We start from the raw sequence: 22,959 nt of genomic DNA, 5'->3' as shown, positions 1-22,959 counted from the left end.
ACGTCTTCCGCTGTAGAACAATCTTTCAATAGCCCAGATTCAGCAAATCATACTGAATGGTCAAAGCCAGTGCCGTTGCAAACACCACCATCTCCCCGATCGTCAAGATCGCCTGCTTCGGGTGATCCGAGTATTTCCACTCAAAAAATGCCCTTACCACATAGTCTATTACCAGGAGCAGCACAACTGGAATAATGTAAAGGATGATGGAATACTCTTTGAAGATGACCAAGTACGAAATGAAAATCAGCACAATCGACGACAGCATTCGAACAACCCAATCTACTTTTTTATGGGTTTTGTTGATATGATTATAAGAAAACCATTCCGTTTTTTCTTTTTCAATCTTGAAGAGCTTCCTCAAAGTAAATTTCACTACTGCCATTACAGCGAATAGAATTACCAGAGACAAGCCGATTTTCAGCCAAACCATACCATTTCCTCCTTGAATATTCTCTTTTTAACTGAAGAAGAATTGATAAAGGACATAGCCCAAAAACAAGATAAGGATCAATAAGAGCATGCCTTTCCAGCCCATGTCACCCGCAATGTCCGGTACATTGCCGTTTCCGGCGCCACGATCGAAGCCATCACGCAAGGAACCTCCCGGATTGCGCTTGTGCTCCTTTCGTCTTAAGCGCTCTCTGCTTTCTTTTGCCGTTTTCCTCGATTCCACTTGGCTTCCCTCCTCGATTTACTGATAATTCAATTAATGACTCACTCTATTATGACATATTTTCGGGATTTCACTCTTTTTTATTCAACAAAGGAATACAAATGGAAATAACCCTAAAACTAAGACCGGGAGATATCAAAATATAAGTTTACTATTGTCGATTGCAATTGTAGAATCCTGTTATGCATTGAAACAAAGGAACAAGGCCTATTAGAGGAATGGCAAAAGCACCACAGAAAGCTTTCTGCAGTGCTTTGTCGTACCGTTTTAATTCATTCATCATTGATTTTATATAAAAGCTAAATAAGATGACCTCCACCGAGTCATCTCATCATCATACAGACTATGTCTTTTCTTTTAAAATTACTTAAATAATGAAGGTCAGTTTAAAGGACCCGGTTATTCTGTATAATCCGCTTCTATATAGAATTTCACCCGTTCACCGACCATGTAGTACTTAGAGTAATGGACAGGTGTCCCATCCGGTCCGTAAATGAGTTTCTTCACGAGGATAACGGAAGAGGTTTTATTGATGCCCAGATATTTGCAAAGTTCTGTCGGCGGATGGACATATTCAATTTCTTTTTTTACTTTTGTGAAGGGGACTTTATAGGTTTCCCGAATCAAGGCGAAAGTGGAGACGCTGTCGTCCAGCAGGTCCTGAATACCAGGGTAGATGTTCAGCGGCAGATAAGCGTAATCCACGCTGAACGGTCCTTCTGCATCTTTTACGAGACGCACAAGTTCCACAAATTCATTTTGTTCATGTAAAAAAGCTTTTGCAATTTCTCCATCGTCAGTGATGATCCGTTTGTGCAGAATCTCTTTTTCAATATTGTTTTCCTCGGTCGACAAACCTTCGGTAAAGCCTTTCAGGTTCAATAAATGCAAGTCTTTTTTGGACGCACGAACGAATGTACCTTTGCCGCGAATCACTTCAATGACCCCTTCTTCGCTCAGTTCTTTGATCGCCCTGCGTATCGTGATGCGGCTCACATCAAAGATTCCGCACAGCTCAGACTCGTTCGGAATCTTATCTCCCGGCTTTAGATTATTAGTTTTGATCAATTCCTTGATGCCTGCTTTTATCTGCTCATATAATAAGATGGGACTATCCAAATCGACGCTGTTTTGGTTCATATCCAGACTCCCCCTATACTCAAAATTAAAATCTTCCTGTCATTTAACTGTACATGAGGAGCAGTTCGAAAACAATTTTTTAGAATTCCTTCGGGTATCCAAAACCACCGTAAAACCCGCATGTAACTTCTGCTGACTTTGTTGCCTTTTCGATAGCCTCTTCCATCGTTACTCCGTTTATATAATTCACCAAAAATCCGCCGATTAAACTATCACCTGCTCCCATTGTGTCAACAACAGAAATTTCCCGCAGTTTCTGTTCAAACACGGTATTTTTGCTGATAAACAAAGCAGGCTCGCTGCCTCTTGTCAGGGCAGCTGCTTCAAAATCAAAGCCTTTCAGCCTTTGGATAAACCAGTTCAGCTCTTCTTCCGACAAATCCGCTGCTGAGAAAAAAGCGTATTTGATAAAGGGCGCGACCTTTTCAATATAGTCCAATTCCAGATGATTGGAGAAGTCATAGGAAATGTCGATCACTTTTGCCAACTTTTCCAATTCACTTTCCATGGAAGAATAACAACTGACGTGGCAAACATCAAATTCAGTGATGAAATCCAAATCTTCTTCGATCAGCTGTATTTTCAACATGCGTTGTACTGTGTTTTTCGCCCCGCTTACAAATACTCTGTCGCCATCTTCAGTTAATGCTACACGCGGCTGGCCGCTGATGCCTTCCGCTGTACGCGACAATCCAAAGTCGATTTCTTCCTCCTGCAAAGCGTATTTAATATGCTGCGCTTTGTCATCGGTTGCGAAGATGCCGATATAAGCGGCTTTTTCTGCGCCATTTTTCCGGGCATTGACAGCGACATTGACACAGTTTCCTCCCGGGTAATATTTATCTTGATCCAAATAGCAATCCACCACATTATCTCCAACCGCAATCAACTTCATTCCAAATTCCTCCTCTTATCCTTTAACAGACCCTTCCGACAGCCCTCTGACCAAATACCGCTGCAGGAATACCAGCAGGATGACCATCGGGATTGCCGCAATCACCATCCCTGCAAGCAATACGCCCCAATCAGTTCTGAGTGCGTCCCTAAAATTCATCAAGCCTGAAGGGATTGTTTTCAATACGTCCGAATCAATAAACACGGTCGCAAACATAAATTCATTCCAGGCAAAGTATGCCGTCAGTACAATTGTCGTCACGATGATTGGAATCGAAAGCGGCAGGTAGATTCGTGCATAAATGCCAAATTCACTGCAGCCATCGATGATTGCCGATTCTTCCAGTTCTCTTGGAATGCTCAGGAAGAATGCGCGTATCAGGATGATCGTCAACGGCAGCCGGTAAGCTACATACGTTAAGATCAATGCCCAATGCGTATTGATCAAATTCATCCAAGTCAGCATTTCAAACAATGGAATGAGCGCTACCTGTGGATTCATCATGATGCCGCCGATGGTGAAGATCAACGCCACATCAATCCATCTCGATTTGTAGCGGGACAGTGTAAACGCTGCCATCGAACCAATCAGGACGACGAGGACAATCGTAACCAAGGTAACGAATAGGCTGTTGAAGAAATAGCCCGAGATTCCCATCGACCAGGCTGTCGCGTAATTTTCAAAATGCCAAACGGACGGCAACCCCCATACATTGTTATAGATTTCATCATAACTTTTCATCGAAGAAACTACCATCCAAAAAAGTGGATAGAGGATGACAAAAGCAAACAAAAGCAGGCCGAGAAGAATTATGTTTTTCGAAATTTTGCCCTGCAGATTTGTTCTTCTGGTCGTTTTGTCCATTTTAGCTAAACGGGCTTTTTTGATTTGCGTATCTGAGGTGAACAGATCGGCTTTAATATTTTCATTTGTTTTTGTCATCCTACTCATCCTTTCCGGTTCCCGAGACCTTGATTTGGATAAGGGCGAATATCGCAGTCACGACGAAGATCAATGTGGCGACAGCCGATGCATAACCCATATTGTCTTTGAAAAATCCTTGCTGGTACATGTACACCGACAATGTCATCGAACTCGTACCCGGACCGCCATTAGTGAGTATGTACGGTTCGTTGAAAACGAGCATGGCTCCTGTGATAGTAATCAGCATGTTGACGAACAGGGCTTCTTTCACTTGGGGGACGGTAATATTGAAAAACTGCCGTATCTTACCGGCACCGTCTATATTGGCCGCCTCATAAAGCTCTTTAGGAATTTTCTGGATCGCTACGATGAACAGCATGGTAATGAATCCGATGCTTTGCCATTGCGACATCGCTATAACTGCATAAATCGAAGTCGTCGCATTTCCCAACCAAGGCAAGGCCAGACTTTCCAAACCGACCAGCTCCAAAAAGCTATTTAAAAGACCCATTTGAGGATTGTAAATAAAATTGAACAACAAGGCGATAACCGAAATCGAAATCATGACTGGGATAAAGTAAATGATCCGCAACATCGGTGCAATCCGCCGGAACAACTTATCTTCAAGTATCGTAGCAAGGACCAGCGCGAATGCTACCTGAAAAATCACCGAGATGATTGCGTATTTGATATTGTTGATGAAAGCTGTCATGACGACTTTATCAGCAAACAGCTGCTCAAAAGCCGAGAACCCAACATATTCTTTCGTCGGGGAAAACACGCTAAAGTCAAAAAAGCTGTTATAGAAGTTTTGGACCAGTGGAATGTAGATGAAGATTCCCAAGAACAAGAGACTGGGCAATATGAATAAGGCTGGGATCATGCGGTTTCTTCTTGCTATCATACGTGCACCTTCTTTCATTTTAATAAGTCCTAATATTCAACTGAACATTAGGACTTATCCAGTTCTGCACTGCTGCTATTTCTGGTTTGCTGCTTCCTGCTGCGCTTCTTTTAAAATATCCTCAGGCGTTGCCTGCCCTGTAGCCAAGCTTTGCCCTCCACGCATGAAGACGTCTGCTACATTGATGTTAACTGCATTGTCAAACCATGGCGCTGTCGAAGAAGCATTGGTGATTAGTTCATACGCTTCAAGACTTGTTGGATTGACGTTCTCTTCGGTCACTGCGCCTTCAATAGCGTTCAGTTGGCCATCTGTTTTCGTGAATTCAGCCGCCGTTTCTTCTGAAGTCAGGAATTTCAGGAAATCGATGGTTTCTTCTGGGGCGTTCTTGCTGACCATCCATCCTTCTGGTGCCCCTGTAAGTGCTGTCGGATCGCCTGCTGCACCTTCAACTTCCGGAAAGTCAAAGAATCCAAATTCCACATCTCCCGCTTCCTCGACCATTTTGATTTCCGCGAACTGCATGTACAAGACAGGTACTTCACCGGCAGCAAACATATTGCGTGCCGCTTCGTGATCGATTGCAGTGGAAACGTCTCCCATATAGCCTGTCAATTCTTCAAACATTTCAAGGCCTTGAATGTATCCTTGATCCGTAAATTCTGCTGTTTCTTCGTTATAGTCTTTTTCCAATACCGCCGGATCCACAACTCGTTCAAAGATTGTGCCGAGGTAATGCGAAATCGCCCATGTGTTGGTCAACCCTTCCACCAACGGCTGTTCATAGCCCGCACTTTGAAGCTTGTCGAGCGCTGCAATCAACTCGTCATAGGTTTTTGGAATTTCGATATTATTTTCTTCAAAGGCCGCTTTATTATAGAAGAATGCTTTGCCGTCTACAGTAAAGGGAACGCCATACGTCGTGTCGTCAAAAGTGAATCCGCCGAACTGGGAATCGATGATTTTCGTTGACCATTCCTCGTCTTCTTGAATGACTTCATTCAGTGGCATGATGCGCTCAGAAGAAACCAGGTTTTCTGCGAATGAATCTGACCAGGCAGTAAAGATATCCGGCAGCTCATCACTCGATACTAAAACACGGACCTTTTCTTTGTAAGCGTCATTCAGGACATAATCCACGTTGATGTGAACATCCGGGTTCTGCTCCATGTACTCTTTGACTTTTTCGTCGTAGAAGGATTTTCTAGGTTCGTTCGGCCATCTGTGGAAAAAGTCGATTTCAACTTTTCCATCTGCGTTGGCACTTTGTTCTTCACCTGAATTACATGCAGCTAATAACGTCGAAAGCAGAAGCAACAAAATCGAAAAGCACAATGTTTTCTTCATTTCGTATCCCCTTTCTGATGAACCCCGTTTATTTTTAGTAATCCATTTTCCACATATATCTTCTGACCGACAATGGATGGCCAGTGTGTTCGGCTAGCGCATCCGCATAGAGGCGAAGAACCGATCCGGTGAGTGCCGGCCCGAAGTATTCTTTCAAGTCTTCGTCTACGCCGTCGTAGTTTAAAGTTTCGATATCGACCACTTCCACTTTGTCGCTGAATTTCTGTACGAAGTCCAGTGCACGCTCGTCCAGCGGGCGGCTTGCTCCATCGCCTTTCACAACCAGGAATGGCACATCGTAATCGGTGATTTCAAACGGTCCGTGGAAGAATTCTCCGGAATGGATTGCGTTTGAATGGATCCATAGCATTTCCATCAACAGGCAGCTTGTGAATGAGTAAGCATGGTGGATGTACGCACCGCTTGCCATTGTGTAGATAATTTTTTCGCGTTTGTTCTTTTTGCCGAATTCGTTTGCGGCATCCGCAAATTGTTCGATATTTTTCTGAATCAATTCGCCAATATTCGGCAATTGGCTGACAACACGCTTGTATTTTTCATTCGGAGCCAATGCGTTCAGTAATTCGAAGATTAATGTATAGAAAATACCGACTTCACCGTCGATAGCGTCCGAACCATCTTTGTAATTGTAATGAACGATGTGTTCAGCTGCCTGGCATAATGGTGAATCTGCTTCCATTGAGATGGACACAGTCAATGCGCCTTTTTCACGGGCAAAGCTTGCTGCTTCAACCGTTTCAGGAGTTGTACCTGAATGTGAACGTAAAATTACCAGTGTATTTTCACCGACACTTTTCGGATTGCGGTGAATAAACTCGTTCGCTGTATAAACGAAGCTTGGGACTTCTGTTTCCTTGCTGATGAAATATTCACCGAATGACAGCGAAGCCATTGAACCACCGCACGCTACAAAATAGACATTCTTAATGTCGCGGGCTTTTACCGCTTCCAACACGTTGGCGATCTGAATAGCATGTTCCGGTTTCATGGCTGTTCCTTGCACTTCATTGATAATTCCACCTGCTACTTCTTCAATAATTGTACCTTGCTCCTGTTTCATTTCAACACCTCCAAGATTTATAACGTCATATGACGTTATATTAATTAGTATTATATGCCGAAGTATTTTAAATAGTCAATATAATTTGATAATTTAATTTTTTTATTTTTTTAAGCTGTTTTAAAAAAACCAGGCAGTAGCATTTCATCTAGTTTTTTTATAATCATCTTTGAATTTCTTTCCTTTCTTCCGATAATCGAAGTTAATACTTTATAGACGAAATACAAGCCAACAAAAAAAGCGCCGCATATAGCGGCGCCTTAAAGTTTACGTAATTCAATTTTGCTGGATCACAAAGTAAAAGATAGCAATTTCTACTACCGGTCACACCTTTATTCGAATAAAGGCGTGACCGGTTTTTCATTATGGACGTGCTCGATCGCTTCAGCCAATAAAGGCGCGACTGAAAGAATCGTGATTTTCGGCGTACGTTTCTCTTCAGGCACGCGGATTGTATTGGTGACAACCAGTTCCGTAACGGCCGACTCTTCGATTCGTTGTACCGCTTCACCAGATAGGACTGCGTGCGTACAGCAGGCATAAACAGCTTTCGCACCGTTTTCAACCAGGACATTCGCTGCTAACGAAATTGTGGTTGCGGTATCGATGATATCCACAATGATGATGACGTTCTTGCCTTCAATGTCTCCGACGATATTGACCATTTCCGGTTCGCCCGGCTGCATGCGGCGTTTATCGATAAAGCCGATCGGAACGTCCAAATGGCTGGCCAGTTTGCGGGCTCTTCCCAAACCGCCATTGTCCGGAGCTACCACGATGGCATCTTCCAATCCCTTTTCCAGGAAATGCTTCGATAGGATCTTCTCACCGAGCAGCTGATCTACCGGCATATTGAAGAACCCTTGGATTTGAGGCGCATGCAAATCCATGGTGATGATGTGGGTAGCCCCTGCTTTTTCCAGCATATTGGCCACCAGTTTTGCAGTGATCGGTTCACGCGAACTCGCTTTCCGGTCCTGCCGCGCATAGCCGTAGTAAGGCATGACGACGTTGATCGTCTCCGCAGATGCCCGCTTCAGCGCATCGATCATAATCAGAAGTTCCATGACATGCTCACTTCCCGGCTGGGAAGTCGACTGGATCAAGTACACTTCTTTACCACGGACACTTTCTTCAATATTGATTTGGATTTCCCCATCGCTAAAGTGTTTGATGAAGCTTTTCCCGAGCGGACAACCAAGTTCAGTCGCAATTTCCTGGGCTAGTTCCGGATTTGAACTCAATGTAAATAGCTTAAAGTTCTTCCCTAATTGATATGGCAATTTGTAGTCCCCTCCGCAACGATTATTTTGTAAAACCTGATAGCCGATCAGCTATCGTGAAGGTCCATCAACTGACATTTGAACTTCAGTAGTTGCTTTTATAATACCTTTTTCACGAGGTAATAGCCACTGGTTAAAGAGAGTTTTCCATGTTTGCTCAATTGAAAAAAGTTCTTTTTCCTAGCTCAGCAGCTTTTTTATAGTGAAGCTCCGCGCCTTACGACTGTCAACTTACGTAATAGTTGAGTTAACTGTCAAAGACACTGATTTCCTTTCAAAATAAGCATTCAGCCGATATTCCGCTATTTCCTGAGTCCAGTTATATAAAGACTCATTTTCGTTCCCTAAAGCTAGAACATCGAATTTAAAAATACCATCCTCAAAAGAAACCATTCCTTCTTTCGCACTTCCGCTCCACTTCGCCATCGGCATCTGTGCAATCAAGTCCGCTATTTGCTTTTGTTCAAAGTTACGCAGCCGCTTCCCTTGCGCGTCACTAAAGTCGATATTCATGCGGTAGTCTTTTTCGGTTAAATAATTATGGAAGAAAGGTGCTGCTTCATCCGGTGTTATCGGTTCAAGCCATCTTTCCAGACCTTTTGACAGCATATAACTCAAGACGACCATCTTATAGCTTTTGGTCATCCCTGTTTTTTCGACTTCCAAAAACCAGCCTTTAAATTTCAGCCAGACATCTTGTTCTGTTTCCGTCAGTTCATCCGCATAAGCGAGCATCCCTATGTAACTGCCAAACTCCTGTTTTACTGTTTTGGAATCGACGTTGGCGTGAAGGTGGAATTCCAAGTACTTCGGACGCCTGCCAACTTCCTTTTTCAAATCATGATAGGCCAGTACAAGCGCTTCTTTGCGTGGGGCTCTTTTTCTGCGCATTTCCTCCAGCAAATCAATCACTTGAAGATCTAAGTTAAATTCACAGTGGAGGGGCAAAAGTGGTTGAGTGGCTTTATTTCCCACCGGCTTGCCTTCCTTATCAAAAACCGCCAGTTTCAGATCTGCATTTCGGTAATTGCCGATGAAATCGATGATGACGCAATGCGACTTCTCCTCTGCAATCCGCAGTCCGCGGCCAATTTGCTGCGTATAAACGGACAAAGATTCTGTCGGACGGATGAATAGAAGTGTATCCACTTTTGGAATATCAACACCTTCATTGAATAGATCGACCGTGAATATAAGTTCAAGTTCACCAGAATCCAGTTTGGAACGGGCAGTTTTGCGCTCTTGCGGATGAGATTCACCATGGAGTGCAATTGAATGGACGCTTTTGCGCTCAAAGAAATAGTTCATGTATACAGCCTGCTTTACCGAGGAACAGAAGACGATTGTTCTTGTCTGCTTGTGCCGATTCCATTCTTCGAAAATCTTTTGTGCAAAATTTTCACGCAGCTGAACTTGCAGCAATTCCTGTTCATCATACCGGGTTCCCCTCCACGGAATAGCAGAGTAATCGGTATCATCATACACACCGTAATAATTGAACGGCGCGAGCCAATTGCGCTCGATGGCATCCAGGAAATGAATCGAGATCGCCACATTCCCATCGCATAACGCATACACGTCTTTATTGTCCATACGGTCAGGCGTGGCCGTAATCCCCAACAAGAACGTTGGTTCAAAGTGATTAAGCAGGCGCTCATAAGTCGGTGCCGCTGCATGGTGAAATTCATCGACCACAATCAAATCAAAGGCATCCTTTTCAAATTTGTCTAAATGATATTGGCTGCCTAATGTATAGATCGAAGCAAAAATAAAATCAGCATCGGTTCTCTTTTCCGAAGCGTTATAAAAAGCACTCGACCTGTCCGGATGAACATGCTGAAATGACTGCTTCGCTTGGGTAAGAATTTCTTCCCGGTGTGCAACAAACAACACCCGTTTGAATTTCTCCGCAAAAAAAGCGGCTAAATAAGTTTTGCCTAAGCCTGTCGCCAGCACTACCATCGCGCGGCTGTATTCTTCAGCCAGCACAGTGTCTAGTGCATCCAGTGCTTCACGCTGCGCAGGCCTCGGTGAAATCGAAGCGCTGTACGAAACTTGAGTCTCAGCCACTTCCGGCAGTTGCGAAAAAGCTGGACCTACCGTCAGTTCGACTTCTTCCGCTTCAGACCAGACGGGACTGATGGGCCGTTTGAGATTTGCTGCTTTATGTAATGACCGATATTCCGCAAGTGTCTCCGCATTCAAAGAGACCGTCTGCTCGGCATAAAAATTTTTCAGAAATTGAGTAACCGCTTCCTCAAAAACTTCTGCATCCACAGAAGTCGGCGCTATTAAGTTCCACTCAACTCCTGTTGTTAATGCAGATGACGATAGGTTAGAAGATCCTACAATCAAATGTGAAGCGGCTGTCCCCCGGAACAAATAAGACTTCGGATGGAAGGAAGTACTGCCACTCCTCCAAATCCGAATTTCCGCAGAAGGCAGTTCTTCCAAAAGCAATTGCAAGGCGTCCGGCTGCGTAACAAACAGGTAATCGCCTACCAGTAGTTTAATCGGTACGCCGCTTTCAGCCGCTTTCTGCAGAAACGGTATGATCTTTCTCACACCCGACTTCATCGCAAACGCTGTAATCCACTGAATCTCAACCGCTTCTTTTGATAGCCTTTCCAAATGCGAGACAAGCTGAGAAGTGACCAGTTCCAGCTTAGTCATCTTCAACCTCGATCAGGAAGATGCGTTTGTCAAAACCGCCGCGTTTCTCAGCTTTTGCCTGGCGGATTTTTCCCAACTCTTCAATAGAAGAACCGTGAATTTTCACAGCCGCGTGAAGCAGTTCAAGGATATCGGCTAACTCCTCAACTGCTTCTTCGTCGGTGGCTGCTTCTTTATACTCTTCAAGTTCCTCGCCTAACTTCTTTTTCACTTCGGCTTTATACTCTTCTTCTTCCAGAATACGGATTGATGATTCTTTTCCGGTATTTTTGATTACTTCCGGTATCGCATCGCGGACTAATTTATTGTAGATGGGCATAGGTCGGCTCCTTTAGAGAAATATTTATTTAGGTTATTTTAACATATAGAAAAAGCAGTTAGCTTACTCAATCATTAAAGCAAAAATATAATCAGCGATCCCCTGTTCCCAATACGCCATTAAATCCTAACGAGTCCTATTCGCCTCCCAATAACCAATTTCTTGCATTCACACCACTCAGAGCTTATCATTTGAAACATTGTGCTTAATAATATTATTGGGCGGCCACTATGTTTTTTGGAGATGAATTAACGAAAGAACGGAGATGTATGCGTGAAGAGTTTTTATAGCCTGCTGGCCATTTTTGCAGGATCGTTGCTGCTTGCTGCAGCATTTAATTTGTTTCTACTGCCTCATGAGATTTTATCCGGAGGCGTCACGGGTGTCGCAATGATTTTGGGGTTACTGACCCCGATTAACGCAGGAATTTGGCTGGTTGTCCTGAACGTACCGATTTTCATGCTTGCATGGATGAAGCTTGGCAAGGTGTTTGTCCTCAATAGTATTTTTTCCGTGGCTGTGACATCGATTGCGATGCTTTACATTCCCATCATGCAAGTCACTGAAGATGCCCTGTTGTCTTCCGTGTTTGGCGGAGTCATCGTCGGTGCAGGCGCTGGTGTGATTATCCGGTTTTATGGTTCGGGCGGCGGGTTCGATATCGTCGGGCTGCTGTTGACGCTGAAGCGCGACATCCCGCTCGGTTTTTTGGTATTTTGTCTAAACAGCGTTGTAGTTTTCATGTCCGGGTTCATCTTTTCCTGGGAACTGGCGATGTACACAATGGCTTCCATCTACATCACAGGGATCGTCATGGACCGCATACACACGCGCCATATCAAGCTGAGCCTCATGGTGGTCACTAGCCAAGGCGACGCGGTCAAAAAAGAATTGCTCGAAAGCTTGTACCGCGGCATTACGGTGACTGACGGCGAAGGCGCCTATTCAGGCACCAAAGTTAAAGTTCTCCATAGCGTCATCACGCGTTATGAACTTGCCTATGTCCGGCCGCTCATCAAGTCGATCGATCCGAACGCGTTCGTCAGCATTACGGAGACGATGGAAGTTATGGGGAATTTCCGGCGGAGTGGTACGCTCAAGAAACCAGGCGAACCGAAACGTTCCGTGGCCGCTGTTGTGCCAAACTCTTCTAAATAAAATCGTACAGATCAAAAACGCACCGACACTAGAGCCAGTTAGAGCTCAGGGTCGGTGCGTTTTTTTAATCATTTAGTTCTCTATCCCCATCGGCTTCTTATACCCTTCCAACCTATTGAACAACCGCTTCTTTCCCGCTTTCCAAACCGAGCGTTTCGCCGTTATGGATGATGTTCAAAGGCTCTCCCTGCAGAACTGTGTAACTTGCCGTTTCCCTTTCTTTGCGGATCTTCAGCAGCCGGCCTTGGTACTGCAGGCGGAACTCAAAGGAATTCCATTCAGCCGGAAGAGAAGGCGCAAAGGAGAGGCCGCTTTCTTTCAGCCGCAATCCGGCGAATCCATAGACGATGGCGAGCCAAGTGCCGCCCATATTCGCCATATGCAGGCCGTCTTTTGTGTTCTTGTGCGTATTTTCCAAGTCCAGCCGTGCTGTTTCAATGAAGTATGCGTAGGCCTTTTCGTAATAGCCCAGTTTCGAGGCCATGATGCTATGGACACAAGAAGACAACGAAGAATCGTGGGTGGTGATTTGTTCGTAATAATCATAGGAGTTTTTCATCGTTTCCAACTCCTGTTCATTTTCCAGCAGGAAATGCGCAAGCACCGTGTCCGCCTGCTTCAGCACCTGGTACCGGTACAAGGTCAGCGGATGGTAGTTCAACAAGAGCGGAAATTTTTCGGCCGGTGTGTTTTTCAGGTCCCAGCGGTCCTTTTTCAGGAAGCTGTCGTCCTGCGCATTGATTTTATACGTTTCGTCATAAGGCAGGTACATATTGTCGCCAGCGGTCTTCCAGCCGGCCACTTCTGCTTCTGTCAGCTCCAACTGGTCCGTCAGCTGCTGCAAGCGCTCGCCGTCTGTTTTCTTCAAATGTCCGAATACTTTGGCTGCCCACAGCAGATTGTGTTTTGCCATCACGTTGGTGTAATAATTGTTGTTGACGATGCAGGTGTATTCATCGGGCCCCGTGACGCTGTCGATCCGGAACTCGCCGTTTTGCATATGCCCTGTATCTGCCCAGAGCCTGGCGGTTTCAAACAGCACCTCCGCCATATATTCTTTCAGGAAAGCTTCATCTTTTGTGGCCAAGTAGAATTGAATATAGCTGTACGCGATATCCGCGCTGATATGGTACTGTGCCGTACCCGCCGGGAAAAATGCAGAGCTTTCCGGACCGGTAATCGTGCGCCACGGAAACAATGCCCCTTTTTCATGCCCCATTTCCTTTGCCCGCTCCCTGGCACTGTCGAGGATGGAGTAACGATGCAGCAGCAGGTTTTTTGCGATGGCCGGATTGGTCATTAAAAATACCGGAAAAATGTAGATTTCCGTATCCCAGAAATAATGCCCTTCATAGCCTTCACCCGACAAGCCTTTTGCTGCGATATTGCTGGCCGGATCTTTGCCCACCGATTGCAGGAGCTGGTACAGATTAAAGCGGATGCCTTCCTGGACCTGCTCATCGCCGTCTATCGCAATATCCGAGACTGCCCAGTAATCATCCAAATATGCTTTTTGCGCTATGAGCAACTCCACAAAGGTTCTTTGCTTCATTTGTTTCAGAAGCTTTAGCGCTTCCTCATCGACATGTTCCCCATGGCGCAGCGTATCTGTATAGACTGCGTACTTGGTGAAATGGACCGGTTGTGTGCCTGTACAGCTGTAGGTTTCTTCCACGCTCGCGCCTTTCAGCTCGCTGCTGTATTCATGGCTTTCTGCCTGTACACTAGTTGTCGATGCGCAAGCCACTTCCAATTTGGTGCTGTATGTCGTGTCTTTTATAATGCTGATCTGTTCTTCCTGGCGTACATCCGTCACATGAAGGCGCTTCGTATGGCCGGAAGCAAGACGCGGATCTTCTTTGTCGACATAGTTGGAGACGTCTCCGTTGAGCATTGAAACGATCTTCACTTGTCCGATCGGCGTAACCGGTTCAATGCTGATTTCAAGCGCGAACAATTCTTTTGCCACGAATGAAACCAGCCGTCTGAAATGGATCTTCACTTCTTTTCCCTTGGGAGAAATCCAGTGGACGATCCGTTCAGCAAAGCCCGCATCCATATGCAGGTTGCGTTCACAAACCAATATCTCTCCTCCAAACAATGAAAATCGTTCATCATCCAAATAGATTTCGACCGTTTGCGCATCGATGACATTCAAGACCTTTTGCTGCTTGCTCGGAAATCCGTACAGCTTCTCACCGTAGCTGATTTCCGTTTCATCATGAAATGCATTGATATAGGCGCCGCGAATCGATTTAAAGCCCTCTTTGTATCCTTCTTCGAAATTTCCTCTGACGCCCAAATAGCCATTCCCTAACGAGAGAAGGCTTTCGGTCACCAGCAGATTCGGATTGTCCAGTTCAACTTTCGTCAATTTCCAGGTCATGCTTCCACTCCTTTAAAAGCCGGCGTTTTTTTTTGCCGAACTGCCGGACCACTCTATCAAAATCCAATTCAGAGGTTTCCGCCACCAAATAATCAGCATGTGACAGGTAAGCTCTATCCCCGACACCCACAGAGAACATTCCGGCTCGATTGATCGCTTCCACCCCGGCCGCTGCATCTTCTATTCCAACACAGTCCCCGTAATCGATTCCGAAAGCATCTGCAGCAACAGTGAACGTTTCCGGGTCCGGCTTTCCTTTTTTCACCTTTGCCGCGTCCACTATATAATCAAAATAGCCGGCAAGGCCGAGCTTTTCCAAGATGGCTGGCGCATTTTTGCTGGCCGATCCCAGCGCCAGCTTTGCATCCGATTTTCTATTGGCTTCCAAAAAAGCTTCTATGCCGGGCAGAATATGAGCCGGCGTGATTTCTTCGATCAGTTCCAAATAATTTTCGTTCTTTTGTGTAGCTAATTTGAGCTTTTCCTCGTCTGTAAAACCGCCACTGGAAGGATCCAACGCCAGAATACGGTCCAGTGAATCCATGCGGCTGATTCCTTTGAGCTGCTCGTTGAACGCATAATCAAAAGAAATCTCGAGCCCTTCGGCGAGTTTTTTCCATGCCATGTAATGGAATTCGGCTGTATCGGTCAGGATGCCGTCAAGGTCATATATAAACAGTTTCGGATGGCGGGTCATATCGTTTCCCTCTTTTCTTCTTCTGTTATTTGAACGCTCGATAGGCGCTTTACACTTTGCCGTTCCAACAACTGATGCGGAACCCAGATATGTTGTCTTTCCGATTTGCCTTCGATGATTTCCTGAAGCAAACGGGCCGATATTTTTCCGATTTTCACAAAATCTTGCCGGATCGTCGTAAGCGGCGGCTGCATGTACCGGCTCAGCAACAAATCGTCAATTCCGGTGATGGAAATGTCTTCAGGGATTCTTAAGCCCGCTTCTTTCACTGCCTTCATCACACCGTAAGCCATCAAATCACTAAAACAAAGAAAAGCTGTGGGCTGTTTTTCCTGAAGATACGCTTTGGCAAGTTCATACGCCTTTTCTTCCGAGAAAGAAGCTTCCAGAATATCAATATCACTCAACTCTATGCCAGAGGCGTTCAATGCTCTCTCCAAGCCTTTCAAGCGCTCTGAGTTGACATAGGTTTCACGTGTTCCTGACACGACTACCAGCTTGCGATGATTCAGTTCCAGCAGATAGGCCGCCACTTCTTCCACGGCTTTGGCATTATCAATGGAAACACTGCCGATCAATCCATTGACGGTTTCGGCCATGATGTCGAGCACCACACAAGGCAAACTGGAGTCAATCAGCTCTTTATAATACTGGTCATCTGTCCGGATGCCCTGTAAGATGGCTCCGCCGATATTTCGTTCACGGCAGTAGCGGACATAGCTCTGCTGTTTTTGCTGTTGGGAATCGATCAGGTAAATGGATAATTCAAAGCGGCTGTTCGTCACTTCCTGATAGACGCCTTTGAAGATATTGAACGCATTGCTGTCATTTTCATTGTCATTCAGCACGCCGGAAGAAATCAGTCCAAGCGTCATCTGTTTTTTGGATGATAAATTTTTGGCATTGAGGTTCGGAGAATAATTCAATTCTTTGGCAATCGCAAAAATGCGTTGCCTCGTTTCTTCCTTTACATCTGCATAATTATTAAAAGATTTAGAAACGACACTGACGGAAACTCCCGCTTTTTTGGCAACTTCTTTTATTGTCGACATTCACTGTTTCACTTCCTACGTGAGTTTATCAAGTTAAAAGGGCATTTCAGCTGGAGGTTTTGGCCTCCTGTTTGTTCTTGACCCGTAATGTAAAGCTGTAAAATGCTGAAAATGACAGAAAAGCACTCAATGAACAGGTCAAAAGTGGTAAAAGCAACAACAGCTTGACGACACTGATCCAAATGAGCAAGCCATTGCTGCCCAGAATGAATAGGCTCAGCAGCGGGCTGCCGGTTGTAACGAAGAACGCATTAACAAGACGTTCTTTAGGATTCATCCGGTAATGGACGCTGATTGACAGAAAGTTCACGGTATAGATGAACAATGCTAAGCCGATGATCAGAAACAGCAAATCGAGCGAATCGCTTCCTGTTCTGAGATAGAAATACGCATAATACCAAACCAGCCAGATTGCCGCAAACGGCACACCCATTTTCATACTATCTTTATAGTTCGCCTTTAAATTGCTTACGTACATCTTCATGGAAGAAGAATCACGGCCGAGCAGCCAATCCCGGGCAGTCGCAAATGCAGCGGCCGTCGCCGGAAAAAACAGAAGGGGCGTAAACAGCAGGACAGCAGCACCGAAAAATACGATTCCAGCTGCATGGCTGAGGTCAATGACTACAAATGCAGTGAATAACGGAAGGCTCATGATAAACCACATGAAATTGACGGTCGCCATTTTCAAAAACCATTCGCTTGCCGTATAGAACACGCCCATAATCCCGCTCACTTCCTGCATGTTTTCATCTCCTTTTGAAAAGGCTTATTTGATAGCCCCTTCGCCGATTCCTTTGATAATGTATTTTTGTGCAATGATATAGAAAATAACTACTGGAATAATCGTTAACGTCAATCCTGCCATCGCCAGGTTCCACTCAATGGTGAACTCTCCGAAAAAGTAGAAGACAGACAATGGAATCGTCCGCAGCTCTTTGTCGACAAGTGTCAGTGAAGGCAGTAGGAAATCGTTCCAAATCAGAATGACATTCAAAATCATGACAGTCGCCGTAATAGGTGTCAAAATCGGGAAAATGATCCGCCAGAAAACTCCGAACTTTGAAGCTCCATCAATCGTTGCTGCTTCCTCCAGTGAAATAGGAATCGATTTGATGAAGCCATGGTAAAGAAAAACAGAAAGAGCCGCGTGAAAACCGATATTCATGAAAACCAGACCGCTGAGCGTGTTGTACAAAGGAATGCCCAGATTGCCTGTAATCCCTGTGACCAGCTGCATAAGCGGCATCATCAGTGTCTGAAATGGAATCAGCATCGTGGCGATCAGCGTCATGAAAATGATGGTACTGATCCGGCTTCCGGATCGGACCAGCATCCAGGCTGTCATCGATGACAGGATGACGATGAACACCACCGAAACGACGGTGACAAACATCGAGTTCAAAAAAGCACTGAAGAAATTCATCTTTTCCATCGCTTCTGTATAGAATTGGAAACCGAAGACCTCTGGAAAAGCCAGCGTATTCTCGTACAATTCCTGTCTCGTCTTGAACGAGTTGATAAATATGATATAGATGGGAGACAGAAAGATTAAAGCAACCACTATCAAAAGGATTTCTCTCGACCATTTGCTGAGTATACGCATTACATATCAACCTCCCGTTTCTTCGTCAGGTAAACTTGGGTCAATGTAATAGCTGCGATAATCACGAAGAACAAAATAGCTTTTGCCTGACCGTATCCATAATTTCCGTAGCCAAAAATTTCATTGTAAATATTCATCGCAAAAAGTTCTGTCGCATTTGCCGGTCCACCGCCCGTCAATGATAAGTTGACGTCGTAGATTTTAAAGCCGTACGACAATGTCAAGAACAGACTGATGGTAAATGCGGGCATGAGCAATGGGAACGTAATTCTCATCAGGCGTTGCCATTTGCTGGCCCCATCGACTTTTGAAGCTTCAATCAGTTCTCCAGGTATGCCCTGTATCCCTGCAATGTAGACAATCATGACATAGCCGGCCATCTGCCAAGTAAAAACAAACACAAGAGCAAACAAGGCGAAATTCTCGTTAAGCAGCCAGTTGAAAAAGATGCTTTCGAGTCCGACCGCTTCACCTACAAATGTGAAGACGTCCAGAAACACAAACTGCCAGATATAACCTAGAATCAGGCCGCCAATCAAGTAAGGCATGAAAAACATGGTGCGCGCTAAATTGGCCAGCTTAAGTTTTGAAGTGACCAGCAAAGCAAATGCGAGCCCCACTACATTGACCGAGATTACAGACAATACCGTGAACAAAACCGTAAGCCATGTCGATTTCAAGAAGCGCTCATCCGAAAACAGAGTCAGGAAATTCTCCATGCCGACAAAAACTTTCGGATTGGCGTTGATGCCATCCCATTCGAAAAAGGCATAATAAATTCCGATTATAAACGGAATGATGACAATGATTGTAAAAATGATAAGCAGCGGTAACGTAAATAAGAGATACCAGCCGATATTCTTCCTGTTGGCCACGTCCATCCCCTCTTTCCTTAACAACTTCGTTCTTTAATAGAGAAAAAGCAGAACACGCCTGTACAGGCGTGCTCTCTTTATTTATACGTACATCCTGAACAGATCCCTTTACTTGCTCGCATTCTGCCAAGCGGCATCCAGATTGCTGATGAATTCTTCGCCTGTAGTCTCTTCATTCACAAAGAATCCTTCTGCAGCGGGTGCAAAGTCATTCGGTACAAGGTTCGCCGGATAGTAGTTATGTGCCCAAGGAATCGTGTTCCCGCTGTTGGAGGCTTCCAACACAGCTTGTGATAATGGGTCCAAGTCAGTGGCTTCGATATTCGTCATCGCAGGGACGAATTTAAACTCTTCAACGATGATGCGCTTGCCGGTTTCGCTCGTGTGCAGCCATTCCAGGAAGTCAGTAGCCGCTTGGATTTCTTCCGGCTCTTTATCTGCATTTACCGCCCAGTTGCTGCCGACGCCTACTGCAAGCTTGTCATTTCCTTCAAGTGGGAATGGAGCCATACCGACTTCAAAATCCACTTCAAAATCTTGAAGCAAGCCCCATGCCCAGTTTCCTTGATGGATCATGGCCGTTTTTCCAGCTGCAAAATCGCCTACCTGCTGGTCATAAGAAGTACTCAGAGGACTCGGTGTGTTTGCTCTGATGGCTTCCATATACTCACCGAATCTAAGGAATTCTTCCGTTTCCGCCATCGTCACTTCACCATTAGTCAGGCTCTCCATAAACTCTACCGGTTCTTCCTGAATCGAGAATGGATAATTACTCATATGGCCGATCAGGAAGTAAGCTTCTGATGACAAGCCATAGCCGTTGATGCCTTCAGCATTGAATTTTTCCAATGTGCTTACAAATGATTCATAATCTTGAATGTCTTCCGGATTCACCAGTTCCTTGTTGTAGACAATTCCAAATCCTTCTACACCATATGGTATGCCGACCACTTTCTCATCAAGTGTCAAAGCCATGTCCGGTGCAATGTCATCTACAAATTCCTCGCCGCTCAAGTCGTGTAAATACGATGTTAAGCTTTCGGCTACAGTGGCATTCTGCACACTCATAATCGAAGGTCCGGTTCCATTATTGAGACGGATTTGCAACTGTTGGAAATAATCATCGCCGGTCGTTCCGATGACTTCCACATCCACTCCAGTTTCTTCCGTATACGCTTCTGCCGCCGCTTCAAGCTGATCGGAAATTTCAACCTTCGTCTGGAAGATCGTGATTTGTTGACTTGCTTCCTCGCCATCGCCTTCAGTTGCCGGTTCTTCGTTTCCGCTGCATGCAGCCAAACCTGTCATCAGTGCAGCAAACGCTATACCTGCCGTGAACTTCTTTTTAAAAACCATGTGTAATGCCCCCTTTGATTTTTTTATAGTAAATAAAATGAACGAATCATTTTATTACTGCAGTGGTTGTCCCGAATGGATTTGCGCCTCACTTGTGAGCGGCACTTCTATCAACTTGTCCGCTTTGTAGATTTTACCGCCAGTTTCAAATACCACTTCTCCACTGTGCGGGGTGGCTTTGAGTGATTGATGGGTGATTTCGATTGTCAATGCCACACCCTTCCAGTAGAGCGTAAACTTCATGCGCCGCCATTGCTTCGGCAACCTGGGATTGATCCGCAGCAGTTCATCCGATAACCGGACGCCGCCAAAGCCGAATACCGCTGCGGTCCAGATCCCTCCGATAGCCGCTGCATGTATGCCTTCATCGGACGTATGCATTTGCGGCCCGAGATCGATTTCACAGGCTTGACGGAACAGGGAGTAGGCCATGTCCGTTTCCCCCAGATCGTTCGCCACAACGGCATGTACCGCCAGACTCAAAGAAGAGTCATGCAAGGTGCGGGGCTCATAATACCGGTAATTCTTCCGCTTGGCTGTGTTCGATAAGCGGGCGTCCCCGCACAGGAAGGTCTGCTCCAGCAGATAGAATAACAGTACGGTATCCGCTTGTTTGGTCACTTGGATTTTGTTGATCTGTTCCGCATTATAATCCCGGTAGATCGTCCTCACCTTCGTTTGCTTCTTGTATGTTGAAAGATCGATTTCGGGAAGCTGCAAATACGTATCGTCTTGCGGAATGACCGAGTCTAGCGGTCGCGGATTCGGCAAATACAGGCTTTCCGCTTTTTCTTTCCAATCCAGGCGGGCATCCCCCACACCGAATTTCTGAAAAAGCTTTGGATTTTCGGATGACAGCTGTTCGGCATAGCGTTCGGCGAGTTTCAGATTGAAGTAGGCCATATAATTTGTGAAAGCATTGTTGTCCACATGCTCTTTATACTCGTCAGGCCCAAGGACATTGCGGATTTCATACACTTCCCGGTCCTCGTTCCACTCCAGTCTGCTAGACCAGAATTTCGCGGTTTCGAAGACCATCTCGTACCCATAGCATTCCATAAATCCCGAGTCGCCTGTCACCTTCTCGTATTGATAAACTGCAAAAGCGATGTCTGCGGAAATATGCTGTTCGATGATTCCTGACCAGATCTTCGACTGCTCTCCTGTCACAATATCAATATCTCCCCATAACGGCGTGGTTTCTCCATCTTCCGGCCAAGCCATTTCCCATGGATACATGGCTCCGGCATAACCGTTCTCCACCGCCTTTCTTCGTGCTCCTGCAAGGCCGTGATACCGGTAGGTAAGCAACGATTTTGCTGCTGCAGGATTGGAATAGATGAAGAACGGCAATATGAAAATCTCCAAGTCCCAAAATGTATGGCCTTTATATCCTTCTCCGCTCATCGCTTTCGCTCCGATGCCTAAATATTCGTGAGATGCCGGAGGCTGCATGGCCGTCAAGTGGTACAGTGAAAATCGGAGTGCCAGCTGGTCAAACGGATGGTCACTTTCCACCTCGAAATTGTAATTTCCCCAAACTTTTTCCTGCCATGCCTGGCGATGCTTTTCGAATAAGGCATCATATCCTTTTTCTGCATGATGCCTCAGTTCGTCGAGAGATTTCTGAAGCAGCTGTGCGGAATTCTTTGATCGCTGTCCGTCCCCGCTGTCTCGGCTCGTATGCACAGTGGCCAATTTTTCCACTTCCAGTTTTTCTTTCGGTTCGAGCTGGAATTCATAGGTCATCCACACTTTCCGGCGAGCCATGTCCTTATCTGCAGCCGGCATTACCTTTTCCCCATTCAAGCGGATGGTATGTACAGCATTAAAGAGCATTTCCACACCGGATTCGTTCGTCTTCTGAGTCAGCTGGATCAAGCGGTCGTCCAGTATTCTCCGCTCGCCTTCAAGAAAATGCTGCGACCCCGAATTGGTCATCCGCCCATTGATGCCACTGTCAAAAGAAATTGCCACTGGATGGGTCAAGCTTTCCACTTCCATCTTCATCGCAATCAAATGCAGGTTGTCGAGCGATACAAAGCGCTTGAAATGAAACCGCAGCTTTTTCCCTTTCGGTGATTCCCATATAAAAGATCTGGTCAGTTGCGCTGTTTTTAGATTGAGCTGCTTGATGTAATCATTGGTTTTTCCGAATTCCAAGCTGAACCGTTCTCCGTCGATGCGAATATCCAATCGAGTGATATCGGCTGCATTAGGGAGTTCGGTCACTTCATTTTCCTGTGATCTATTGAAAGTTCCATTGATGAACAAGTTTCTGGTTTCCTGTCCATACGGTTCCTCTGCCGCAGAACGCAGCCCCATATACCCATTTCCAAGCATCATAACAGCTTCGCTTTTCCCCAATTTCTCGGCTGAAAAGGCAGTCTCTGCCACAATCCAGTCCTTAAACTCCCCTGTGCCGATGGAATAATCCATCAAAGAAACCGCCCCTTTCGCATTTACGAAAACGTTTTAGTTTTTTCCGAAAAAAATATCAGAGCTTCCGTCTGAGAAGCATCTCCGCTTCTCCTCTAGCAAGCTTTCCTTTGAAATAAAAATCCTTGAATTTTATGGAAAGCGCTTA

General features: G+C 45.5%; 20 protein-coding genes. 1 reads left to right on the top strand and 19 read right to left on the bottom strand.

The annotated features are described in order from the left end of the window. Positions 1 to 25: 25 nt before the first annotated feature. From K8U60_RS07490 to K8U60_RS07440, 11 genes are all read right to left on the bottom strand, one after another. Entirely contained in the window at positions 26 to 433 is a 408-nt protein-coding gene (locus K8U60_RS07490) for a DUF4181 domain-containing protein (RefSeq protein WP_223636569.1), read from the bottom strand. A 27-nt stretch (positions 434 to 460) separates the two neighbouring features. Beyond that, the gene (locus K8U60_RS07485) at positions 461 to 676 is read right to left on the bottom strand and encodes a DUF6366 family protein (protein ID WP_223636567.1); all 216 of its coding nucleotides are present in this window, start codon (positions 674 to 676) and stop codon (positions 461 to 463) included. A gap of 399 nt (positions 677 to 1,075) precedes the next feature. Then, entirely contained in the window at positions 1,076 to 1,816 is a 741-nt protein-coding gene (locus tag K8U60_RS07480; RefSeq protein ID WP_223636565.1) for a GntR family transcriptional regulator, read from the bottom strand. 79 nt (positions 1,817 to 1,895) lie between these two features. Further along, entirely contained in the window at positions 1,896 to 2,711 is an 816-nt protein-coding gene (locus tag K8U60_RS07475; RefSeq protein WP_223636562.1) for a PfkB family carbohydrate kinase, read from the bottom strand. Between the two features lie 15 nt (positions 2,712 to 2,726). Further along, complete coding sequence (locus K8U60_RS07470) at positions 2,727 to 3,620, bottom strand: carbohydrate ABC transporter permease (protein WP_411730355.1); 894 nt, start codon at positions 3,618 to 3,620, stop codon at positions 2,727 to 2,729. Between the two features lie 34 nt (positions 3,621 to 3,654). Beyond that, on the bottom strand, positions 3,655 to 4,539 hold the full coding sequence (locus tag K8U60_RS07465) for a carbohydrate ABC transporter permease (protein ID WP_223636558.1): 885 nt from the start codon (positions 4,537 to 4,539) through the stop codon (positions 3,655 to 3,657). Between the two features lie 75 nt (positions 4,540 to 4,614). Further along, on the bottom strand, positions 4,615 to 5,886 hold the full coding sequence (locus K8U60_RS07460) for an ABC transporter substrate-binding protein (RefSeq protein WP_223636555.1): 1,272 nt from the start codon (positions 5,884 to 5,886) through the stop codon (positions 4,615 to 4,617). A gap of 34 nt (positions 5,887 to 5,920) precedes the next feature. Continuing rightward, positions 5,921 to 6,967 carry an SIS domain-containing protein gene (locus K8U60_RS07455; RefSeq protein ID WP_223636552.1) on the bottom strand — a complete coding sequence of 349 codons (1,047 nt, stop codon included), beginning with the start codon at positions 6,965 to 6,967 and terminating at the stop codon, positions 5,921 to 5,923. 332 nt (positions 6,968 to 7,299) lie between these two features. Then, the gene (locus K8U60_RS07450; protein ID WP_223636548.1) at positions 7,300 to 8,250 is read right to left on the bottom strand and encodes a ribose-phosphate diphosphokinase; all 951 of its coding nucleotides are present in this window, start codon (positions 8,248 to 8,250) and stop codon (positions 7,300 to 7,302) included. Positions 8,251 to 8,481: 231 nt separating this feature from the next. Next, complete coding sequence (locus tag K8U60_RS07445) at positions 8,482 to 10,923, bottom strand: DEAD/DEAH box helicase family protein (protein WP_223636545.1); 2,442 nt, start codon at positions 10,921 to 10,923, stop codon at positions 8,482 to 8,484. Next, entirely contained in the window at positions 10,916 to 11,242 is a 327-nt protein-coding gene (locus K8U60_RS07440; protein ID WP_223636543.1) for a nucleoside triphosphate pyrophosphohydrolase, read from the bottom strand. Before K8U60_RS07440 ends, K8U60_RS07445 begins: the two co-directional genes overlap by 8 nt. Before the next feature lie 273 nt (positions 11,243 to 11,515). On the opposite strand from K8U60_RS07440, the gene K8U60_RS07435 reads away from it, so the two are divergent. Further along, positions 11,516 to 12,400, top strand: coding sequence for a YitT family protein (locus K8U60_RS07435; protein WP_223636541.1), 885 nt, complete (start codon positions 11,516 to 11,518; stop codon positions 12,398 to 12,400). Between the two features lie 112 nt (positions 12,401 to 12,512). Here the strand turns inward: K8U60_RS07435 and K8U60_RS07430 are convergent, their stop codons facing one another. The 8 genes from K8U60_RS07430 to K8U60_RS07395 all read right to left on the bottom strand — a co-directional run bounded on the left by K8U60_RS07430 (position 12,513) and on the right by K8U60_RS07395 (position 22,811). Further along, positions 12,513 to 14,786, bottom strand: a complete 2,274-nt coding sequence (locus K8U60_RS07430; RefSeq protein WP_223636539.1) for a glycoside hydrolase family 65 protein — start codon at positions 14,784 to 14,786, stop codon at positions 12,513 to 12,515. Then, positions 14,761 to 15,483, bottom strand: coding sequence for a beta-phosphoglucomutase (gene pgmB, locus K8U60_RS07425; RefSeq protein WP_223636537.1), 723 nt, complete (start codon positions 15,481 to 15,483; stop codon positions 14,761 to 14,763). Before pgmB ends, K8U60_RS07430 begins: the two co-directional genes overlap by 26 nt. Next, positions 15,480 to 16,535 carry a LacI family DNA-binding transcriptional regulator gene (locus K8U60_RS07420; protein WP_223636534.1) on the bottom strand — a complete coding sequence of 352 codons (1,056 nt, stop codon included), beginning with the start codon at positions 16,533 to 16,535 and terminating at the stop codon, positions 15,480 to 15,482. Before K8U60_RS07420 ends, pgmB begins: the two co-directional genes overlap by 4 nt. Positions 16,536 to 16,581: 46 nt before the next feature. Next, entirely contained in the window at positions 16,582 to 17,280 is a 699-nt protein-coding gene (locus tag K8U60_RS07415; protein WP_223636530.1) for a DUF624 domain-containing protein, read from the bottom strand. Between the two features lie 24 nt (positions 17,281 to 17,304). Further along, entirely contained in the window at positions 17,305 to 18,141 is an 837-nt protein-coding gene (locus tag K8U60_RS07410) for a carbohydrate ABC transporter permease (protein WP_223636527.1), read from the bottom strand. Then, positions 18,141 to 19,022 carry a carbohydrate ABC transporter permease gene (locus K8U60_RS07405; protein WP_263298600.1) on the bottom strand — a complete coding sequence of 294 codons (882 nt, stop codon included), beginning with the start codon at positions 19,020 to 19,022 and terminating at the stop codon, positions 18,141 to 18,143. Before K8U60_RS07405 ends, K8U60_RS07410 begins: the two co-directional genes overlap by 1 nt. 102 nt (positions 19,023 to 19,124) lie before the next feature. Beyond that, the gene (locus tag K8U60_RS07400) at positions 19,125 to 20,372 is read right to left on the bottom strand and encodes a sugar ABC transporter substrate-binding protein (protein ID WP_223636521.1); all 1,248 of its coding nucleotides are present in this window, start codon (positions 20,370 to 20,372) and stop codon (positions 19,125 to 19,127) included. A gap of 54 nt (positions 20,373 to 20,426) precedes the next feature. Continuing rightward, entirely contained in the window at positions 20,427 to 22,811 is a 2,385-nt protein-coding gene (locus tag K8U60_RS07395; RefSeq protein WP_223636517.1) for a glycoside hydrolase family 65 protein, read from the bottom strand. Positions 22,812 to 22,959: the final 148 nt, after the last annotated feature.

The organism is Planococcus circulans (assembly GCF_020023385.1).
In the GTDB taxonomy this organism is placed as follows: Bacteria; Bacillota; Bacilli; order Bacillales_A; family Planococcaceae; genus Planococcus.
The sequence above is the reverse complement of the archived record's forward strand: the minus strand, read 5'-3'. Positions and strand labels throughout refer to the sequence as shown.

Excerpts from the sequence above, each read along its gene's own strand:
- K8U60_RS07490 (WP_223636569.1), bottom strand. The coding sequence starts at position 433 with ATGGTTTGGCTGAAAATCGGCTTGTCTCTGGTAATTCTATTCGCTGTA.
- K8U60_RS07480 (WP_223636565.1), bottom strand. The coding sequence starts at position 1,816 with ATGAACCAAAACAGCGTCGATTTGGATAGTCCCATCTTATTATATGAG.
- K8U60_RS07475 (WP_223636562.1), bottom strand. The coding sequence starts at position 2,711 with ATGAAGTTGATTGCGGTTGGAGATAATGTGGTGGATTGCTATTTGGAT.
- K8U60_RS07465 (WP_223636558.1), bottom strand. The coding sequence starts at position 4,539 with ATGATAGCAAGAAGAAACCGCATGATCCCAGCCTTATTCATATTGCCC.
- K8U60_RS07460 (WP_223636555.1), bottom strand. The coding sequence starts at position 5,886 with ATGAAGAAAACATTGTGCTTTTCGATTTTGTTGCTTCTGCTTTCGACG.
- K8U60_RS07455 (WP_223636552.1), bottom strand. The coding sequence starts at position 6,967 with ATGAAACAGGAGCAAGGTACAATTATTGAAGAAGTAGCAGGTGGAATT.
- K8U60_RS07445 (WP_223636545.1), bottom strand. The coding sequence starts at position 10,923 with ATGACTAAGCTGGAACTGGTCACTTCTCAGCTTGTCTCGCATTTGGAA.
- K8U60_RS07440 (WP_223636543.1), bottom strand. The coding sequence starts at position 11,242 with ATGCCCATCTACAATAAATTAGTCCGCGATGCGATACCGGAAGTAATC.
- K8U60_RS07430 (WP_223636539.1), bottom strand. The coding sequence starts at position 14,786 with ATGACCTGGAAATTGACGAAAGTTGAACTGGACAATCCGAATCTGCTG.
- pgmB (WP_223636537.1), bottom strand. The coding sequence starts at position 15,483 with ATGACCCGCCATCCGAAACTGTTTATATATGACCTTGACGGCATCCTG.
- K8U60_RS07420 (WP_223636534.1), bottom strand. The coding sequence starts at position 16,535 with ATGTCGACAATAAAAGAAGTTGCCAAAAAAGCGGGAGTTTCCGTCAGT.
- K8U60_RS07415 (WP_223636530.1), bottom strand. The coding sequence starts at position 17,280 with ATGCAGGAAGTGAGCGGGATTATGGGCGTGTTCTATACGGCAAGCGAA.
- K8U60_RS07410 (WP_223636527.1), bottom strand. The coding sequence starts at position 18,141 with ATGCGTATACTCAGCAAATGGTCGAGAGAAATCCTTTTGATAGTGGTT.
- K8U60_RS07405 (WP_263298600.1), bottom strand. The coding sequence starts at position 19,022 with ATGGACGTGGCCAACAGGAAGAATATCGGCTGGTATCTCTTATTTACG.
- K8U60_RS07400 (WP_223636521.1), bottom strand. The coding sequence starts at position 20,372 with ATGGTTTTTAAAAAGAAGTTCACGGCAGGTATAGCGTTTGCTGCACTG.
- K8U60_RS07395 (WP_223636517.1), bottom strand. The coding sequence starts at position 22,811 with ATGGATTATTCCATCGGCACAGGGGAGTTTAAGGACTGGATTGTGGCA.